General features: G+C 59.8%; 17 protein-coding genes and 1 tRNA gene. 11 read left to right on the top strand and 7 right to left on the bottom strand.

Features of this window, described 5'->3' with window-relative positions; translation table 11 throughout:
• The first annotated feature begins 78 nt into the window (after positions 1-78).
• Positions 79-366: a hypothetical protein gene (locus ACVWZG_RS08280; protein ID WP_011433893.1), complete on the top strand. Its 288-nt coding sequence runs from the start codon at positions 79-81 to the stop codon at positions 364-366.
• Positions 367-548: 182 nt separating this feature from the next.
• A complete protein-coding gene (locus ACVWZG_RS08275) occupies positions 549-860 on the top strand; it encodes a hypothetical protein (RefSeq protein ID WP_011433892.1) in 312 nt (103 codons plus the stop codon).
• 223 nt (positions 861-1,083) lie between these two features.
• Here ACVWZG_RS08275 and ACVWZG_RS08270 read toward each other — a convergent pair.
• Positions 1,084-1,174 (bottom strand) — tRNA-Ser (locus ACVWZG_RS08270).
• Positions 1,175-1,329: 155 nt separating this feature from the next.
• Positions 1,330-1,878 (bottom strand): hypothetical protein, encoded by a 549-nt coding sequence (locus ACVWZG_RS08265; RefSeq protein WP_011433891.1) that lies wholly within the window; start codon positions 1,876-1,878, stop codon positions 1,330-1,332.
• Between the two features lie 555 nt (positions 1,879-2,433).
• Here ACVWZG_RS08265 and ACVWZG_RS08260 point away from each other — a divergent pair.
• Positions 2,434-3,417 (top strand): PhoH family protein, encoded by a 984-nt coding sequence (locus ACVWZG_RS08260; protein WP_414352104.1) that lies wholly within the window; start codon positions 2,434-2,436, stop codon positions 3,415-3,417.
• Positions 3,414-4,139, top strand: a complete 726-nt coding sequence (locus ACVWZG_RS08255; RefSeq protein ID WP_457406038.1) for an HAD-IA family hydrolase — start codon at positions 3,414-3,416, stop codon at positions 4,137-4,139. The genes ACVWZG_RS08260 and ACVWZG_RS08255 overlap by 4 nt, the downstream gene beginning before the upstream one ends.
• On the opposite strand, the gene ACVWZG_RS08250 is transcribed toward ACVWZG_RS08255, so the two are convergent.
• Genes ACVWZG_RS08250 through ACVWZG_RS08240 form a run of 3 tightly spaced genes read right to left on the bottom strand, consistent with a single transcriptional unit; the run spans position 4,117 to position 6,826 of the window.
• Entirely contained in the window at positions 4,117-4,932 is an 816-nt protein-coding gene (locus ACVWZG_RS08250) for an alpha/beta fold hydrolase (protein WP_457406041.1), read from the bottom strand. The genes ACVWZG_RS08255 and ACVWZG_RS08250 overlap by 23 nt on opposite strands.
• Positions 4,929-5,678, bottom strand: a complete 750-nt coding sequence (locus tag ACVWZG_RS08245) for a lysophospholipid acyltransferase family protein (protein WP_457406043.1) — start codon at positions 5,676-5,678, stop codon at positions 4,929-4,931. The genes ACVWZG_RS08250 and ACVWZG_RS08245 overlap by 4 nt, the downstream gene beginning before the upstream one ends.
• On the bottom strand, positions 5,678-6,826 hold the full coding sequence (locus ACVWZG_RS08240) for a cob(I)yrinic acid a,c-diamide adenosyltransferase (protein WP_041436711.1): 1,149 nt from the start codon (positions 6,824-6,826) through the stop codon (positions 5,678-5,680). The genes ACVWZG_RS08245 and ACVWZG_RS08240 overlap by 1 nt, the downstream gene beginning before the upstream one ends.
• A 210-nt stretch (positions 6,827-7,036) precedes the next feature.
• Here ACVWZG_RS08240 and ACVWZG_RS08235 point away from each other — a divergent pair, with 210 nt between their 5' ends.
• The 4 genes from ACVWZG_RS08235 to ACVWZG_RS08220 all read left to right on the top strand — a co-directional run bounded on the left by ACVWZG_RS08235 (position 7,037) and on the right by ACVWZG_RS08220 (position 12,126).
• Entirely contained in the window at positions 7,037-7,939 is a 903-nt protein-coding gene (locus ACVWZG_RS08235; RefSeq protein WP_457392764.1) for a PLP-dependent cysteine synthase family protein, read from the top strand.
• Positions 7,940-8,107: 168 nt separating this feature from the next.
• Positions 8,108-8,878 carry a hypothetical protein gene (locus ACVWZG_RS08230; RefSeq protein ID WP_457392761.1) on the top strand — a complete coding sequence of 257 codons (771 nt, stop codon included), beginning with the start codon at positions 8,108-8,110 and terminating at the stop codon, positions 8,876-8,878.
• Between the two features lie 210 nt (positions 8,879-9,088).
• Positions 9,089-10,207 (top strand): calcium/proton exchanger, encoded by a 1,119-nt coding sequence (gene cax, locus ACVWZG_RS08225; protein WP_414413008.1) that lies wholly within the window; start codon positions 9,089-9,091, stop codon positions 10,205-10,207.
• 38 nt (positions 10,208-10,245) lie between these two features.
• Positions 10,246-12,126, top strand: coding sequence for a mechanosensitive ion channel family protein (locus tag ACVWZG_RS08220; protein WP_457406045.1), 1,881 nt, complete (start codon positions 10,246-10,248; stop codon positions 12,124-12,126).
• Positions 12,127-12,222: 96 nt separating this feature from the next.
• Here the strand turns inward: ACVWZG_RS08220 and ACVWZG_RS08215 are convergent, their stop codons facing one another.
• Both ACVWZG_RS08215 and ACVWZG_RS08210 read right to left on the bottom strand, forming a co-directional pair.
• Positions 12,223-12,462: a DNA-directed RNA polymerase subunit omega gene (locus ACVWZG_RS08215; RefSeq protein WP_011433877.1), complete on the bottom strand. Its 240-nt coding sequence runs from the start codon at positions 12,460-12,462 to the stop codon at positions 12,223-12,225.
• Between the two features lie 242 nt (positions 12,463-12,704).
• Positions 12,705-13,388 (bottom strand): DUF2232 domain-containing protein, encoded by a 684-nt coding sequence (locus ACVWZG_RS08210; protein ID WP_011433876.1) that lies wholly within the window; start codon positions 13,386-13,388, stop codon positions 12,705-12,707.
• A gap of 324 nt (positions 13,389-13,712) precedes the next feature.
• Here ACVWZG_RS08210 and ACVWZG_RS08205 point away from each other — a divergent pair, with 324 nt between their 5' ends.
• From ACVWZG_RS08205 to ACVWZG_RS08195, 3 genes are all read left to right on the top strand, one after another.
• A complete protein-coding gene (locus tag ACVWZG_RS08205) occupies positions 13,713-14,723 on the top strand; it encodes an ArsJ-associated glyceraldehyde-3-phosphate dehydrogenase (protein ID WP_457406047.1) in 1,011 nt (336 codons plus the stop codon).
• Between the two features lie 25 nt (positions 14,724-14,748).
• Positions 14,749-16,035: an organoarsenical effux MFS transporter ArsJ gene (arsJ, locus tag ACVWZG_RS08200; RefSeq protein ID WP_414355478.1), complete on the top strand. Its 1,287-nt coding sequence runs from the start codon at positions 14,749-14,751 to the stop codon at positions 16,033-16,035.
• A 155-nt stretch (positions 16,036-16,190) separates the two neighbouring features.
• Positions 16,191-17,822, top strand: a complete 1,632-nt coding sequence (locus tag ACVWZG_RS08195) for an alpha-D-glucose phosphate-specific phosphoglucomutase (protein WP_457392750.1) — start codon at positions 16,191-16,193, stop codon at positions 17,820-17,822.
• Positions 17,823-18,105 lie beyond the last annotated feature (283 nt).

The raw sequence follows: 18,105 nt of genomic DNA, 5'->3' as shown, positions 1-18,105 counted from the left end.
TGCAGGAAAATCAGGAGAGGTTGCCTTCGGGATCCCAGACCCGTTGGCTTGTTTGCTCTCGTTGGTTGAGGAGCCCCCATGCACGACCTGGACAGTTTGCCAGAACCAGTAGCCGATGCCTTGATCAAAAGCCTGCTTACGGACGTGGAGCGGCTGATCAACCAGCACGGACTGTCAGAGGTTCTGGTGGGGTTGGCCATGTATTGCAACGTGCAGTTCAAGGCCAAGTTCAATAAGCCCAACCGCACGGAGAAGGATGAGGAGTTGGGGTTTTATTTCCGCGACGCCGCCAAAGCTCTAGAGGTGGCTGCCAGCCTCACCTATCGCACCATCGACCGCTCTCAATCTGCCCGGCCCAGCACCTAGCCACTGGGATCCCTTTTTGGCCTCCACCCCCAAGCCCCTCTCCCAGGGGGAGAGGGGGGCAGGCATTTAACCAGCAAACCGTTTCACCGCAATGGGAAGGGAAGGAACGCGGCATCTTGGGGTGGCAAGGGATCCCCCTGGGTTTTTATGCTGGTGGGCAACAAGTTGCATTGAGGCTGAGCGTGAGAATCGTCTGGGAACGCAGCATTTACGGGGGCAATGGCCGAGTGCCCTGCATTATCTGTGGGGGATGGGCCAACCCCATCCAGAAAAAAGGGCACCAAGTGTTGCTGGCGGTGGTCTATAACGACCGCGGGCAAATCTACGGGGAAGTCTGCCGCAGCTGCCTCGGTTTGGGGGCCAAAGGCATCAAAGAGTGCCTGCAAGAGCGGATCGCCCGTTTGCGCAAGCAACTGGAAGATTTGGAAGAGCTGGAGCAGGGAGAGGTGCAACTGCCTACATTGGAGCAGGAGTTGAGCGCCTATTTGGATTGAGGACTACACCCCTCTGAAAAACTTACGAAACCCCAATAGGAGGTGACGTCTCTGATTTCTTCCTGCTTCCACGACCCATGACTGGTAGCGGAGTTGGCCTCTATGGTCGTTTCAGGTTAGTCTGAGACGCCCGAGCTACTGAGAAAAGCCCCGCCCTACCGCTATGGGGAAGTAAGCTAACGGCGCGCAGAGGACGTCAACAACCTTGGTCAGCAAATATGGACGGAGAGGGAGGGATTCGAACCCTCGACGGAGCTTTTGGGCCCCGTAACTTCTTAGCAGGAAGCCGCTTTCGACCACTCAGCCACCTCTCCAGGGCCAGGAAGGGCAATGGCAAGCTGGGATCCAGCCACCAGTTCACTCATTGTAGGGGATGGGATCCCACCCGGCAACTGCCCCCTGACCCGCCCTGCAAAGACTCCGTCCCGCTATCGCGATCAGCCGGGATCCCTCCTGGGGTTGGGTGAGTCTAGCTCACCACCTGCAGGTAAATATCGAAGCTGCCGCTATTGTCGCCGTAGCTGCCCTTGGCGTCATTGATGTTGAAGGCAATATCCAGGTTGGGATCCAGATCCACCTCTTGGGGCTGCTCTGGCGAGGACTCGAAAACCTGATGGGCCACCAGTTGGGCGTTGGGTTGAAACAGCACAATCCCGTAGCGGCAGAGGCCCGGGTAGCGCCACTCCTCAGGGGTCGGGATCCCTTTGCCAAGGGGCGAGCGGATGCTGGTGGAAAACGAGAAGCCATAGCGCCAAGCCACATTCCTGGGGAAAAAGCGGATACGGCTGGCCCGCAACGGACGCCCTTGCCAGCGTAAAATGTTGCCCGCCTCTTGGTTCACCCGCAGGTCACGGAAAGCCATCCAAGCCTGTAAAGCTTCTTCTTCAGGTTGGATCCCTTCGATGGCCAGGGCCTGGCTCCAATCCAAGTCACTGCCATCGCAGGTGATCTGCCGCGGAATTTGCGCCAAATCCAGTTGTGCCAACCCCAGAGTATCAGACGCAGATTGGGTAAACATCTATCTCTCCTTTTTCCATCTGATTTTTCAAAGTGACTCCAGAAGGGATGAGCCTCTTGCTCAGAAATTGAGGAGTCACAGGGATCCCCAAGAGGAGCCTGGGGAAAGGTTGTAAGAGACCCCCATCCACATCCCTGCTGCTGGATGGAGAATGTCAGATGCACGATGACCAACGGAGTTGAAAACCTCAAGCTCTTGCCCGACCGACGAGAGACTGGGAGTTCAAGCTCCTTTAGCAGATAGATCAACGTTACTTGATGAATAAAAGCTATTCCCGAAAAGATAGCCCTTTGCAATACTTTTTTAGGGAACCTTAGGGAGTTGTTAATTCCCTGTGACTCGGCTGCGAATGAAGGCCAGAACCCAAATCCAGGTTTGCTGCAGATCTTCCAGAAGCTTGTATTTTGGAACACATTAATGGTGTAATCGCCTGTTAAGCACTCTTGCGCTCGACCCCTGGGCTCTGCAGCGGCTTTCCACAGCCCAGAGCGCCCTGACAAGCGTTTTTGGTAAGATCACCCCTACAGGTCTCCCAGGGTGCCCGGCGCCCACGGCATGCACGACAACCCTACTTCCCTCTCTTCTGATTTCGAAGTCATCTCTCTGTCCAATCCTCAACAGGCCATGTCTTTGGCGGGCACTCAGGAGGCCAACCTGAGGTGGATCAGTCGCTCCAGCGGTGCTTCTGTAACGCTGCGCGGACAAGACCTGTACCTGAAAGGCACTCCCCAACAGCGGCAGCAGGTGCGGCAATGGCTAGAATTGCTGAGGCCGCTTTGGCAAACTGGGCACCCCGTCACTGTGATCGATGCAGAGCAAGCTTTTCGCGCCCTCTCCGGACAAGAGGTTGCCGCCTACCAGCAAGCACAAGCAGGGATTTTGGCCCGCACCCGCAAAGGGGAGCTTATCCGACCGAAAACGCCCCGCCAACAGGAGTACGTGCGAGCCATTCGCACCCACGACCTCTGCTTTGGCATTGGACCGGCGGGCACAGGAAAAACCTATCTGGCTGCCGTTGTGGCCATTGCTGCCCTACAAAACCGGGAGTACGAGCGTTTGATCTTGACTCGCCCGGCTGTGGAGGCGGGAGAAAAACTGGGGTTTTTGCCGGGGGATCTGGTGGAAAAGGTGGATCCCTATCTGCGGCCCCTTTACGATGCCCTGTTCGAGTTTATCGACCCGGCCAAGCTGCCGCAGTTGATGGAGCAGGGGGTGATCGAGGTGGCGCCGCTGGCCTATATGCGAGGCCGTACTTTGAGCAATGCCTTCATCATTTTGGACGAAGCCCAGAACACCACCCCCGAGCAGATGAAGATGGCCCTCACGCGGCTGGGATTCCGGTCGCGTATGGTGGTTACCGGGGATCTCACCCAAACGGATCTGGGCAAACATCGCACGTCGGGCTTGGCCGCCGCGGAGCGTATTCTGACAGGGGTAGAGGGGGTTGCCTTTTGCTACTTCGACCAGCGGGATGTGGTGCGCCACCCTCTGGTGCAGCGGATTGTCGATGCCTACGCCCGCTACGAGGGGCAGTCGTGAAGCTGAGGGTGCTCTTTTTCGACGCTGTGGGCACTTTGTTTCGGGTGCGGGGCAGCGTGGGCCAGGTTTACAGCCAGGTGGCAGCGGAGTATGGGGTAGGGGTGGATCCCCAGGCCTTGGATCGCGCTTTTGGCCAAGTTTTTGCCCAGGCTCCAGCCCCGGCCTGCCCAGGATTGACGGGATCCCCTTTGCGGGAGTGGGAGCGGACCTGGTGGCGCCAGGTGGTGCGGGAGACTTTTGCCCGGGTGGGATCCCTGGCTGCCTTCGGAGAGCACCGGTTTGAAGACTTTTTCGCCCAATTGTTTGAGCACTTTGCCGGGGCGGATCCCTGGGAGCTGTATCCCGAGACGCTGCCGGCTTTGCGGGCCCTGCAGCAGGAAGGGATCCGGTTGGGGGTGATCTCCAACTTCGACAGCCGCTTGCCCAGGGTGCTGCAGCAGTTGCAGTTGGATCCCTACTTTTCCACCCTCACCCTCTCCACCCAAGTGGGCTATGCCAAGCCCGATCCTCGCATCTTCCAAGCTGCCCTGGCAGCCCACGGGATCCCCCCCGCAGCCGCCGGCCACATTGGCGACAGCCGCCGCGACGATTATCAGGGGGCAAAAGCAGCAGGCTTGCGAGCCCTTTGGCTGGATCGAGAGGGGAAGGATAGCTCCTGCCCAGAGCGGATAGAAGATCTGTGGGGATCCCTGTCCATGCTCAATGGGCCGAAGCAGAATTGAGCAGCAGAGGGGCAAAAAGGCCATCCGGCTTGAGCAGGTAACGCCGCAGGTTCATCCGCCGCTCCAGCAGGCAAGCGTGGCCGCTCTGGGGCGAGATTTCTACCTGCGCCTGGGGCAGCCGTTCCGCCAGCCAGCCCACCTCCTGCACCGAGGGCAACAGGCGATCCCGCCCCCCCGCCACCAGCAAAGTTGGCAGGGTCATCGACTCCAGGGGCAGCTTCTCCACAGCAAAGGATCCCAGCAAAGCCAAGCGCTGGGCAGCCACTGTGGGCTCAACACTGTGAACCGCCTGGCGCAGCCGCTCCCGATCCGGCGGCTCCATTTGGCTGAGCTCCGCCAAAGCCCCCAACCCTCGCTCTGACAACTGGTGATAGAGCGCCGGCGGCAAAAAGGGCAAGAGAACATGTCCTGCCCACCACCAGGGCCTGCGTCGCAGCGACGAGGCTGGATTGACTAAAATGAGGCCGCGGCACCGTTCCGGCCATTGGGCGGCCACCAACAAGGCCAGGCAAGCCCCAAAGGATTCTCCACACAAGTACGCCCCCGCTTCTAGCTGGGATCCCACCCAATCGGCCAGGGTTTCCCAGCTATCCCCCGCTTCCGGGTGGTTCAAACTCAGGGGGCGAATGCGAAACTCCCGCTGCAGAGCCTGCGCCTGCCGGTAAAACAACGTACCTGTGCCATCCATACCGGGCAAATACAGCAGCAGGGGCCGCTCCTGACCGACCGCTCCCGTTGCCGGGCTGACCAAGCTAGAGGCAGATGCTACCGGCTCGCCACTCAACTTTCTCATCTCTCTGCCAATCCCAATCGCACCTGTTCTCGGGCCGCTGCAGTTAGCTCTTGAATGACCTGCATTCGCTCGCGTCGGGATCCCTGGCGCTGCTTCCCACTCACCCAAAGGGGGGGTCCCACCCTGAGCACCACCCGCCGATACAACACCACCGGATGTCCCCCTTCCTGTTGAAATCGGGGTTCAGTGGGGTCAAACCAGCGGAAAAAAGCCATAGGAATATCTACTCCCCGCCATTCTTCCTGCGCCCACACCGCCACCGGCAGAATCGGCAAGGGATCCACCGCTGCCGCCAGCGCCAGGTGGGCAAAACCTGGCTGAAACCGCCCCACCTCCCCAGGCGAGGTCTCACGGGTGATCTGCTCCGCCCCTTCTGGGAAGATCCCCACACCCACCCCCGCTGCCAAACTGGCCTGCGCCTGGCGAAAAAAATGGATTTGCTGCCGGGATCCCTGCTTGAGGGGAATGCAGTCCAAAGCCAGGGTGATTTCCCGCAGCAGCGGCACCTGAGCCAGGTAGTAATGGCAGGCAAAGCGAATCGGTCGGTCCAACCCCGCGATCAGCACCGGCGCATCCAGAAAACTGCGGTGATTGCTCACCACCACCAGCGGGCCGGCGGGAACGTGCTCCTTGCCCTCCACCCACACTTCCGTCTGGAAAAGGGTGAGCAACAACTGGGCCAGAGTCCTGGGGTCTGGAGGCCAAGAGAGAGCAGAATTGGCTGAGAACGCTGCGAAGGATCCCATCAATAGTCCACCCCGCGCCGCAGATCGGCCCCCTGCTCGGCATAGTGCTTGTGGCTCACCATTTCCGAGTGGACAGAGGCCAGCTCAAAGTAAGGTAAGGGGGCATGGCAGCGCCCCGTGATGATGATCTCCGTGTCCCGCGGCTTGCGCAGCAAAGCCTGGACAATCGGCTCCACGTCCAACAGCTCCAGATCCACTGTCGGGTTCAGCTCATCCAGGATGATGGTTTTGTACAGGCCAGAAGCGATGGCCGCCCGCGCCAACTCCCAGCCCCGCTCCGCTTCTACATAGTCGATTTCCTGTTGTTTGCCCCGCCAGACAATGGCATCCCGACCGCAGCGCTGGTGATCCACCAAATCGGGGTAGCTTTCCCGCAGGGCCCGAATGGCTGCATCCTCGGTGTAGCCCGTTCCCCCCTTCAGCCATTGCATGATCAGTACACGATGGGAGAGATCCTTACTGATGCCGCGTCCAATCGCCTGCAGAGCCCGCCCCAGAGCGCTGGTGGATTTTCCCTTGCCGTTGCCGGTGTAGATCTCGATGCCGCTGCAAGGGGGTTGGCCGTTTTGGGGATCCGTCGCCCGCCGGACACTGCGCATTTCCGAGTGCAAATCCGCCAGGTCGATAATTTCCTTGGGAGCGCCGCGCCCGGTGATGATCACCTCCATGGCCTCCGGCTTTTGCTTGAGGGTACTGACCACCTCCTCCACAGGCAACAGGCCCAGATCCAGCACCGGGTTGAGCTCATCCAGCACCACCACCGAGTAAAACCCCGACGCCAAAGCCCCTTTGGCCACATCCCAACCGCGGCGGGCCTCCTGACGGTCAAACTTGGTGATCTCATCTGGGCCGAAAAACTCTCCCCGCCCGGTGCGCAATTGATCGATGAGATGGGGGAAGCCTCGCTGCAGAGCCGCAATGGCCGCATCCTCAGCATAGGTTCGGCCTGGCCCCTTGAGAAACCGCACCAGCAACACCCGGCTGGGGGCCGCCTTTTCGATCCCCAAGCCAATGGAACGCAGCACAACCCCTAGGGCCGCCTGGGACTTGCCTTTGCCCTCGCCGTCGTAGACATGGATCTGGCCCCGTCGCCGATCAAACTGCTGGGCAGTCACAATCCCAATTTCTGCCATGCCCCTCCGCGTCATCCTGCTGTGGGAAAATCCCACTTTTCTACCCCCATCTTAGAGCCTACTTGGAGCCTAGCCAGAACTTGGGCAGGAGGGGGAAACTAAAAAGCTCCCAAGAGGCCGGAAAGACCGGGGTAAGATGAGCAATGGTTGTCCAGCCGATGCCTGTCTAGCGAGGGATCCCCCTTGTATCCGACTGCATTTTCTTCTCGCCCGTTACTCCCTGCTGTGGATAGCCCTATTGAGCTGGTAGGGGGGACGCCGCTGATCCGTCTGCGGCGGGTTGCTGCCGATTTGCCGGAATCGGTACGGGTATATGGCAAGGCAGAGTGGTACAACCCTGGGGGTTCAGTCAAGGATCGCCCGGCCCTCAACATGATTCGCGCTGGCGAACGCCAGGGCAAGCTTACCCCCGGCAAGATCATCCTCGATGCCACCAGCGGTAACACCGGCATCGCCTATGCCTGGATCGGGGCCGCCTTGGGCTACAAGGTCAAGCTGGCTCTTCCCGCCAACGCCAGCTCAGAGCGCAAGAAGATCCTGGCTGCCTACGGCGTGGACTTGGTTTTGACGGATCCCGCCCTGGGATCCGATGGGGCCATCGAGAAAGCCCGCGCCCTCTATGCGGAAAACCCCGAGCTTTATTTCTACCCTGACCAGTACAGCAACCCCGCCAACTGGCAAGCCCACTACGAAACCACTGGGGTGGAGATTTGGGAGCAAACCCAGGGGCAGGTCACCCATTTTGTTACCGGGCTAGGCACCAGCGGCACCTGTATGGGGGTGGGGCGGCGCCTGCGAGAGTATCGCCCGGATATCCAAATCATTGCCATGCAGCCCGACTCTCCCTTCCATGGCCTGGAAGGGCTCAAGCACATGGCCACAGCTCTAAAACCCGAGATTTACGATCCCACCCTGCCTGACCAGCACATTGAGATCTCCACAGAAGCAGCCCAGAAAATGGTCAAGCGCTTGGCGTTGGAAGAAGGCCTGCTGGTGGGCATCTCTGCCGGCGCCAATGTGGTGGCAGCCCTAGAGGTGGCCCGTCAGCTCTCCTCTGGAGTGGTGGTGACCATCTTTTGCGACGGGGCTGACAAATATCTTTCCGAGCGTTTCTGGACAGAGGAGTGACATCCTCCCGGCGCTCGTCCTGCGGACAGAGCGCGGGCCACTCTTCCTGTCAGCGGGACGGAGTCCTTGAAGCCTGCACTCTCTCGCTTTGGCGGCGCGGAGCGCTTTGCGTCAGCATGAGTGTGGGAGTATGTCACGTACCTTTAAGGCTGAGCGCAGAGGGATCCCATGGCGATCATCGTCCTGAAAGCCTGGTATTTGGATTCGGTGTTGTCTGCTTCTCAAGTCCAACAGAGGGCCCCCGACCTGCGCCTAAGCCGTACCGGCCTCTTGAAAACGGCGATGCGGGCCGACTTTCTCGACGATGTGGAGCAGGTGAAGGCTTCCGTATGGTGGCAGCGCTACCTGGAAGGAGAGCTGGTGGAGTTTTACATCGAAGGCAGCGGCGCCTACAGCATCTCCAACCTCGATTTGATCAGCCGTGAGATCTACTTTAATAAGCGGGCCACCCTGAACATGACCGAGCCGGTCATCTACTTCTGCGGCCAATCGGATTACCCCGACTCCAGCGCCACTCTGCACCGGGCATTGCAAGCCGTGGTAGAGACCCTCAATCGCGACCACAGACCGGTCGTGCCCCTGCAGCTGCAGGGATCCCTTCCCGCTGAGGCTGAGACCCCGCTCATCGATGCGGCCTTGATTCGCAAGCTCAAGCACGCGCTGCTGGTGGTGGCCGATGTAACCCCTGTGCAGGTGAATGGCCGGGGGCGTCCCCTACCCAGCCCCCAGGTCTGTCTGGAGTTGGGCTATGCCCTGCAATCGAAGCGCCCTGAACAATTGCTGCTGGTACAACTCCCCCGCGACGGCATCGAGGGATCCTTTCCCTTTGAGGTAGAGGGCAGCAGTTTTTTGAAAATCGCCGATCCCCAGCATCTGTCCGATCACCTGGGAGCCGAGATCGCCCGGCAGTTGCAGCGCAACCGGGTTATCTCCCTCTAGCCAGCAGCACCTATCCAACCTCCCCTCGCAGCCGCTAGACTCTTGGAGATGGTCACTCCTGGCCATGGGGGATCTGGCTCCCCGAAACCCAAACAGCCTCCATCGTCGCTACCTTTTCTCCCCTTGTGAACCATGACCCTGGCTAACGCAAATCCTTTGGTTTCGCCGGATCGCTCTGCGGCAGGTTGGCAGAGAGGTCTGAACAGCATAATGTTCCTGCTGCTGTTGGGGGTTCCCCTATCTTGGGTGGGGCACTTCCGGGGCTGGGATCCCAACCTGGTTTTCCTCTGTGCGGCTTTGGCGGTGGTGGCCTTGGCGAAGTTTATGGGTCAGGCCACGGAAGAGATCGCGGCCTTGACAGGGCCGACAGTCGGGGGGCTGATCAACGCCACCTTTGGCAATGCAGCGGAGTTGATCATCGGCTTGGTGGCACTGCGGGCGGGGCTGGTGGATGTGGTAAAAGCCTCCATCACCGGCGCGATCATCAGTAACCTGCTCCTGGTGGCCGGCTTGGCCATGTTTTTGGGCGGGATCAAGTTTCGGGAGCAGAGCTTTCGACCCGAGGTGGCCCGCATGAATGCCTCGGTGATGAACCTGGCGGTGGTGGCCTTGATCTTGCCCAGCGTGGTCACCTATGCCGATGCCAACTTGGGGGAGATCTCCATCCAAGAGCTATCCACGGCGGTAGCCCTGGTGCTGATCGGGGTTTACGGTCTTACTTTGCTGTTTTCCCTCAAAACCCACAGCTACCTCTACACCCTTCACGAAGCGGAAGCCGCAGAAGATGAGGCGGCCAGTCGCCTGGCCCTCAATCCGGTTTTGCAGGCGGAGGGATCCATTCCCCAAGTGCTGACGGCTCCGCCCGAGGGAGCCGGTTTGGGGTTTTGGGTGCTGGCCCTCTTGGGGTTGACGGTGTTGGTGGCGCTGGAGTCGGAACTGTTGGTGAGCACTCTAGAGGACACGCTGGAACACTTTCACATGACGTCGCTGTTTATGGGGGTGATTTTGTTGCCGATCATCGGCAATGCGGCAGAGCATGCGACGGCGATCACGGTGGCCATGAAAGACAAGATGGATCTCTCCTTCTCGGTGGCGCTGGGCTCGACGATGCAAATTGCCCTGTTTGTGGCACCTCTGCTGGTGCTGGCCGGGGATGTGCTGCATCAGCCCATGAACTTCAACTTCGGCACGGTAGAGTTGGTGGCCATTGCCGTCTCGGTGCTGCTGATCAATTCCGTCAGCAGCGATGGGCGCTCCAACTGGCTGGAAGGGCTACTGCTCTTGGCCACCTATGCCATCCTCGGGATTGCTTTCTTCTTTCTGGAGTGAGGCGTTAAAGTGTTCTGCACCGCTGACGCAAACGGCTCATGCTGCGAAGCTGCGAATGGTGCCCCGCACCGCTGACGGGAACGGTAGGCAGGCCGAAGCCGAGGAAAACGGGATCCCTGTTTTGGCCTCTCCTTTTCGGTGCATCTTTTGCCCTATCCCCCATAAGCGGGCCCGCATGGGGGCAGGAAACTGCTGAAAACAACGGCACCGCCCCCAACCTGCCTTTGCTCAACCGTTTGGATGCCCTAGAAGAGCTGCGGCAAGCGCTTAGCCTCCCCACCTCCTCTGTCCAGGCGGAGGCCGTGACGCTGGATGGGCGGCGTTTGTTCGTGGTTACCGCACCGCAGGGGGATCCCGGCAGCCTGCCTCTGGTGTCGCAGCGGGTGCGCTCCATTGAACAAACCCTGCACCAGTTGGCCAGCGCCGGATTCGATCCAGAGGCGCTGCAGGTTGAAGTCACCCTGGACGGCCAGACCAACCAGCCTGTTATCCGGGTGAATGGGCGACATTTGCTGACCATCACCTCCCTCGATGCTCAATTCCAGGGCGCCCAACCCATGGACTGGGCTGAGCAGGTAGCCGGCATTGTTGAGGAAGCGCTGCGCACTTCGCAACGGGAGCGGCAGCCTCAATTTTTGCGCCGCCAAGCGGTGATTGCCCTCGGCATCCTGGCTGTGGTAGGGAGCCTGAGCCAGCTCTGCCAGCGAAAACGGCGACGGCTGCAGCAAAAACGCGATGCCCTGCAGACGGAATACCAGGCCATCCAAGCAGAGATTCAGGAGCACCTAGCGGGGGAAGAGCAGCCGGGCGTGGATCCCGTCTTGGTCGAACAACAGGCCGGACGCAAACGGCAGGAATCCTACTTGGAGCTGCAAATTCGCCTGCTGCGCCTGGTGCAAATTGGCCTGTGGGTGGGCGGAGTTGGGGTGAGCTTGGGCCTTTTCCCGCAAACGCGACCCCTGCAAACGTTTTTCCTGGTTTCGCTGCGCGGCCCTCTGTTGCGGTTGGTAGGGGTGGGTCTGGCCACCTATGGCAGTGTCTGGCTGAGTGGACTGGTGCTGGATAACCTCTTTGCTGCCCTGCGCCAAGAACAGTGGCAAAATGCCCCCACCTATCGCCTCAGCAAACGCCTCAGCACCTTTGCCAGCGTCTCTAAAGGAGTTGCAGCCACTACCTTGGTCTTGCTCGGATCCCTGGCTGGCCTGGCCTCGGTGGGGGTCAATATTGGCCCCTTAGTGGCCAGCCTAGGCTTTATTGGGCTGGGGATTTCCCTGGCTGCTCAGGATCTGATTAAGGACGTGATCAATGGGCTGTTGATTTTGATCGAAGATCAATTTGCCGAAGGGGATGTGATCGTGGTGGACGGGCGGGGCGGCCTCGTGGAACACATGGATCTGCGGCTAACCCAGTTGCGCAACACCGAAGGCAGCTTGATCTCCATTCCCAACAGTGCCATCCGGGTGGTGGAAAACCTCTCCAACGGCTGGTCACGGGTGGATCTGGGGATCATGATTGCCTATGAAAATGACCTGGAACAGGCGATACGCATCACCGAGCAGGTGGCTCTGCAGATGTACCGGGAGCCAGCTTGGCGGGAAAAAATCCTCGAGCCCCCCGAAATGCACGGTGTCGATGATCTGGGGGAGCGGGGGATCACGTTGCGCATTTGGATCAAGGTGCAGCCCCTGCAGCAGTGGAGGGTGGCGCGGGAATACCGCCGTCGCCTCAAGCACGCCTTCGATCAAGCAGGGATCCAGATTCCTTTCCCACAGCAGACCCTCTGGTTCCACAGCCCCTTGGAGATGCGCATCCAGGGTCTCAGCCCAGAGGAGACCCACCGCCTGCTGCACCTGATGGAATCGCGGCTCGAGGCTCGCCTGCGGGAAAGGGATCCCGTTGCAAACGACTTGACAAATTGACAAAATAGGCGGCTGCCGAAAGCTTCTACCCTTAGCCGCTCAGCCGGCTAGCAGTTTCAACAGGGCGGTCGCGCCAGCAGGCCGCAAGTCTAGTGACTACTCATCGCCGATGATTTCCGGCTCAGTCAGTTCATCCGACATTTCGATGACAGCGCGGCGGATTGGCTTCATCCAGCCATCTTCTATATCATCCGGATCCTCGTAGCGGCGGCGCTTGGCGCGGTTGGCCACCTGTACCGTGATGCGATAGCGATTTTTGGAAGCGTTGATCAGAGCCTCTACCCGACGCATCAGCTCGTCATTGTCAATAGCCAGTTGATTCTTGCGGGAAGCCATAATCGCAGTCTTAAATCTTGATATCTTGTTGCCACCAGGATCCCAACGAGACTCCGTCCCGCTACCGCGAAAGGACTCCGTCCCGCTACCGCGATCCTAGCAGAGAACCTTCCAGTTCTTGCATTCCTGTAGCGTTGCATGGCAATAGGGTGGGACTTTTGCCAAGAACTCATTTGTCAAGATTTGTCAAGAACTCATTTGTAGAGCAGCTTGCTCTGCTCTTGTACAACTCACAGGGGCTGCTAATCCAGCAAAAACTGTACCCACTTCGGCGGGGGTGGCAGCGGGCAACGAAAGTGCTCCATCACCAGGGCGGCCACCAAATGCACCGTGAATACGTAGATGAGGGAATTGAAGGCAATAAATCCCACCACCACCACCTGAACCATCCAGGGTTCTGCCACCCAGTAGACGCCCCATCGGCTGAGGGACACATCCAGGAGCCAGTTGGTTAGGCCGGTAAGTTGAATGGTTACGTAGATCCAGAGGTTTTCCCCCACCAGTAGGGAGGAAAGCACCAACTGAAAGATCAAGCCCAGGGCGCTGAGCACAGCCCCGCTCACCACCGAGACGTACCAGGAAAGACGCTGCTGCCACAGGCGGGCACACCAATAGCCCAGCAGACCATAGGGAATGACATAGAGAATGCTGCGCGTGGGCCCTATCAGCACCGTCAGCAACAGGCCGGAGACCACCAGGGCCATTGCCCCTGTGCGGGGATCCCAGCGCATCACCGCCAGCGCCACCGGAATGGGGAAAAACAGACGTATAAAGGGGGCCAGCGGCGTGTAGCTCAGGATCCAGATCAAGGCCGCGGTACTGGCCAAAAAAGCCGTTTCCACCACCCTCAAAGCCGGAGAACGGGGAGGTGGGGGGGGTAAGGGAGGAAAGTCATCCTGCACAGAAGGCTGAGGCGGCGGGGGCACATCCAGAAAAGCACAACTTTTCCCAGCTTAGGCCACCGGTTGCCGGGCTGGGCGAATTGTTGCCCAGAGGTGTGGATCTGGACTGCAAATCGGCTACAGGATAGGCCCTGTTGTCGATTGGGGCTGCCTCAGCGGATCCCTTTTGGATTTCAGGACATTCGGCAACATTTCCCAAGGCCAACCGTGAACCGACCCCCATCGGCCAGTCTCTCCTGACCCTACCCATCAACTTGTCTTGAAACGACTAGGGCGTTCTGATAAAGTTGAGGCGGGATTTGCCCTGAGAGAGCGGGATCCCTTCTGGACAAGTCTAGGGTCAATGCTATGGCAGTGCGGGTGGGCATCAACGGTTTTGGCCGCATCGGACGGCTGGTGTTGCGGGCTGCTTGGGGCTGGGAAGAGCTGGAATTCGCCCACATCAACGAGATCAAAGGGGGAGCTGCGACGGCGGCCCACCTGTTGAAGTTTGACTCGGTGCAGGGCCGCTGGGCTATCGACATTGAGGGATCCGATAACCGGCTGCGCATCCAAGAGAAAACCCTCACCTTCAGCGAACACAAATCCCCCGGTGAAGTGCCCTGGGCAGAGTTGGGGATCGAGCTAGTGCTGGAATGCTCGGGCAAATTTGTCAAGGCAGCGGAGCTGGATGCCTACTTCAAAGCGGGGGTGCGCAAGGTGATTGTGGCTGCCCCTGTCAAGGACGAAGAGGCCCTCAACATTGTTATGGGCGTCAACGATCACCTGTACGACCCGGCCCGGCACCATTTGCTCACGGCGGCTTCCTGCACCACCAACTGCCTGGCTCCTTTGGTGAAGGTCATCCACGAGGGGATCGGCATTGTTCACGGGGTGATCACCACCATCCATGACGTTACCAATACCCAAACCATGGTGGATGCCCCCCACAAAGATCTGCGGCGGGCCCGCTCCGCTCTGCTGTCTTTGGTGCCCACCACCACCGGCTCGGCCACGGCCATTGGGCTGATTTACCCCGAACTCAACGGCAAATTAAACGGCATTGCGGTGCGTGTTCCTCTCTTGAACGCTTCCCTGACCGATGCGGTGTTCGAAGTCAGGCGGCCCACCACCGTGGAAGAAGTCAATCACCTCTTAAAAACTGCAGCCGAGGGCGAACTCAAGGGGATCCTCGGCTACGAGGAGCTGCCCCTGGTCTCGGTGGATTTCAAAGGGGATCCCCGTTCCAGCATTGTGGATGCGCCCTCGACGATGGTGGTGGATGGCGCCCAGGTGAAGATCCTGGCCTGGTACGACAACGAATGGGGCTACGCCAACCGCATGGCGGAACTGGCCCGCAAAGTGGCCCGCAGTCTATAGAAACATCTCCCTTGGAGACCTGCCCATGACTTCTGTTTCGACGGCTCAAGCCTCTGCGGTTCGCAACTACGCCCTGGTTACAGCGGCCTATTGGGGGTTCACCATCACCGATGGCGCCATCCGCATGTTGGTGCTGCTGCACTTCCACAAGTTGGGCTTTACCCCGATCCAAATTGCCATGCTGTTTCTCTTCTACGAGATCTTCGGGGTTATTACCAACTTCCTGGGCGGCTGGATTGGATCCCTGTTTGGCCTGCGGCTGACCCTGTATGGGGGCATTGCCATCCAGATCTTCGGTTTGGTGATGCTGGGCGTGTTGAACATGCAGTGGCCGGTCTGGGGCCAGGTGGCCTACGTGATGACGGCCCAAGCTCTGGCCGGGATCGCCAAAGACCTCACCAAGATGAGCTCCAAAAGCGCCATCCGCCTGGTGGTGCCCAAAGAAGCGGAATCCCGCCTGTTTCGTTGGGTGGCTATGCTCACGGGATCCAAAAACGCCCTCAAGGGGGTGGGGTTCTTTGTGGGAGCGGCCCTGCTGCAGATCTTCACCGAAATCTACGGGGATCCCATGGGCTTCCGCATGGCCAACTTTGTCCAGGCGGGGGCGTTGGCTTTGATCTTCTGTTCGGGGGCGCTGCTGCCGGCAGACATGGGCAAAATCAAGGCCAAGATCCCCTTCAAGCGGCTGTTTTCCAAGAGCAGAGAGATCAACATCCTCTCGGCAGCTCGCTTTTTCCTGTTTGGGTCGCGGGATGTGTGGTTTGTGGTGGCCCTGCCGGTGTTTCTCTACGACGAGCTGGGCTGGACTTTTATGCAGGTGGGCAGTTACATGGCCATCTGGGTGATTGGCTATGGGTTCATTCAGTTTGTAGCGCCGCAACTGCTGGGTGGGGGTCGCCCTGGCCGTGCTCCCAAGGCCCGCACCATCCAGATTTGGACCTTCGTGCTGACGGCAGTGCCGGCGATCATTGCCACAGCCTTCATGGCCGGGCTGGCACCGGAGCTGGTGATCACCGGCGGCTTGATCCTGTTCGGGATCGTCTTTGCCTTCAATTCGGCAGTGCATTCCTACCTGGTGCTGGCCTACACGGAAGACGACGACGTAGCCCTCAATGTGGGCTTTTATTACATGGCTAATTCCGGCGGGCGGCTGTTGGGGACGGTAACTTCTGGGATCCTCTTCCAGTTCTACGGATTGGAGGGCTGTCTTTGGTTTTCCACCCTCTTGATCTTGGCGGCGGGGCTGTTCTCGTTGAAATTGCCGGATCCCAGCAAAACCCCGGTGGAGTGGGTGGTTAAGCCAGGGGATTGAGGATGGAGGGCTACCAGCCGAGATGATGCAGTCCGCTCAACCCAATCCACACATGGATGGGCAGGGAAAGAAGTCTGCGCTGCCGATGCAACTCAGCACAAACGAGAGGCCCAACGATGAGATAGTAGAGGAGCAAGCAGCTTTTCCGGCAGCCTATGAGCCTGCGCATTGTTCCCACGACGCCCTTCCCTGGCCAAAGACCCGGCACTTCTGGCCTGCGCAAGCCGGTGTCCGTGTTTCAGCAGCCCCACTACCTGGAAAACTTCGTCCAATCCATTTTTGATGTCCTAGAGGGATCCGCCGGCCAAACCCTGGTGGTGGGGGGAGATGGCCGCTACTACAACCGCGAGGCCATTCAGATCCTGCTCAAGATGGCGGCGGCCAACGGCATCGGGCGAGTCCTGGTGGGCCAAGGAGGGATCCTCTCCACGCCGGCGGTCTCCTGTCTCATCCGCAAGTACGGCGCTTATGGGGGGATCATCTTCTCCGCCAGCCACAACCCCGGTGGCCCCCAGGGGGATTTCGGCATCAAGTACAACATCGGCAACGGTGGCCCTGCCCCGGAGAAGGTGACTGAGGCCATTTACGCCCGCACCCAGCAGATCCGGGAGTACCGCATCCTGGAAGCTCCCGATGTCGATCTGGATCGCTTGGGCGAGCAACGGCTGGGGTCCCTCACGGTGTCCGTCATCGACCCGGTGGCCGATTACTTGAGCCTGATGCAGCGTCTGTTCGATTTCGAGGCCATCCGCGACTACCTGGCTTCCGGGATCCGCATTGCCTTCGACGCCATGCACGCCGTCACCGGCCCCTATGCCCACGCCATTTTCCAGGGATCCCTGGGAGCGCCAGAGGGCAGTGTGCTCAACGGGCAGCCCCTGCCGGATTTTGGCGGCGGACACCCGGATCCCAACCTGGTGCATGCCCGCTCGTTGGTGGAACTGTTGTTTCGGGAAGATGGGCCGGACTTTGGGGCCGCTTCCGATGGGGATGGGGATCGCAACCTGATCCTGGGCCGCCAATTTTACGTGACCCCCAGCGACAGCTTGGCAGTCTTGGCTGCCAATGCCCACCGGGTACCCGGCTACCGAGAAGGTCTGGCGGGAATTGCCCGCTCCATGCCCACCAGCCAGGCAGCGGATCGGGTGGCGGCCAAGCTGGGGATCCCTTGCTACGAGACCCCCACCGGCTGGAAATTCTTCGGCAACCTGCTGGATGCCGGCAAGGTCACCCTCTGCGGGGAAGAGAGCTTCGGCACCGGATCTCACCACATCCGGGAAAAAGACGGGCTCTGGGCCGTCCTGTTTTGGCTGAACATTTTGGCCGTTCGACGGCAGCCGGTGCGGCAGATCGTGGAAGAGCACTGGCGCACCTATGGGCGCAACGTCTACTCCCGTCACGACTACGAGGGACTGCCGGTGGAGGTGGCCGAGGCGCTGATGGCAGACTTGCGACGCTCCCTGCCTGGGTGGGTGGGCCAGCGCTTGGGATCCCACACAGTGGCTTATGCCGATGACTTCAGCTACACCGATCCCGTAGACGGCAGCACCACCAGCCACCAAGGGATCCGCATCGGCTTTGAAAATGGCTCCCGCATCATCTACCGGCTTTCGGGAACCGGCACCCACGGAGCCACCCTGCGGGTGTACCTGGAGCGATTGGAGCTGGATCCGGCCCGACATGGCCTGGAGCCCCAAGCGGCCTTGGCCGAACAGATTCAACTGGCCGATCACCTTGCCCAGATTCGCGCCCGCACCGGTCGGCAGCAGCCAGACGTCATCACCTAACCCGCCGCAACTGTTGGCAGGGATCCTGCCGGCGGCGGTTCCTGGAGAAGCGGGGATCAGGGCCTGAGGCCATCCCAGCCGGTCGCTTCGGCGTCGCGGAGCAGAAAGGTGCCGATAGGGGAGGTGATGGGAGAGGTCAGCTAGAAATCGCAGGAGCCCCGCACTGTACCCGTAGGGTCAGTGCCGGCAGGAATGCGCTTTGATGAAGTACAATGAACTTATGAGCCAAGTCCTGACCATATCCTGTAAGCTCAAGGCGTTCCCGTCACAAGCCGCCAAATTG

This window comes from Thermostichus sp. OS-CIW-33 (assembly GCF_054059615.1).
This window is presented reverse-complemented; position numbering and strand designations above follow the sequence as displayed.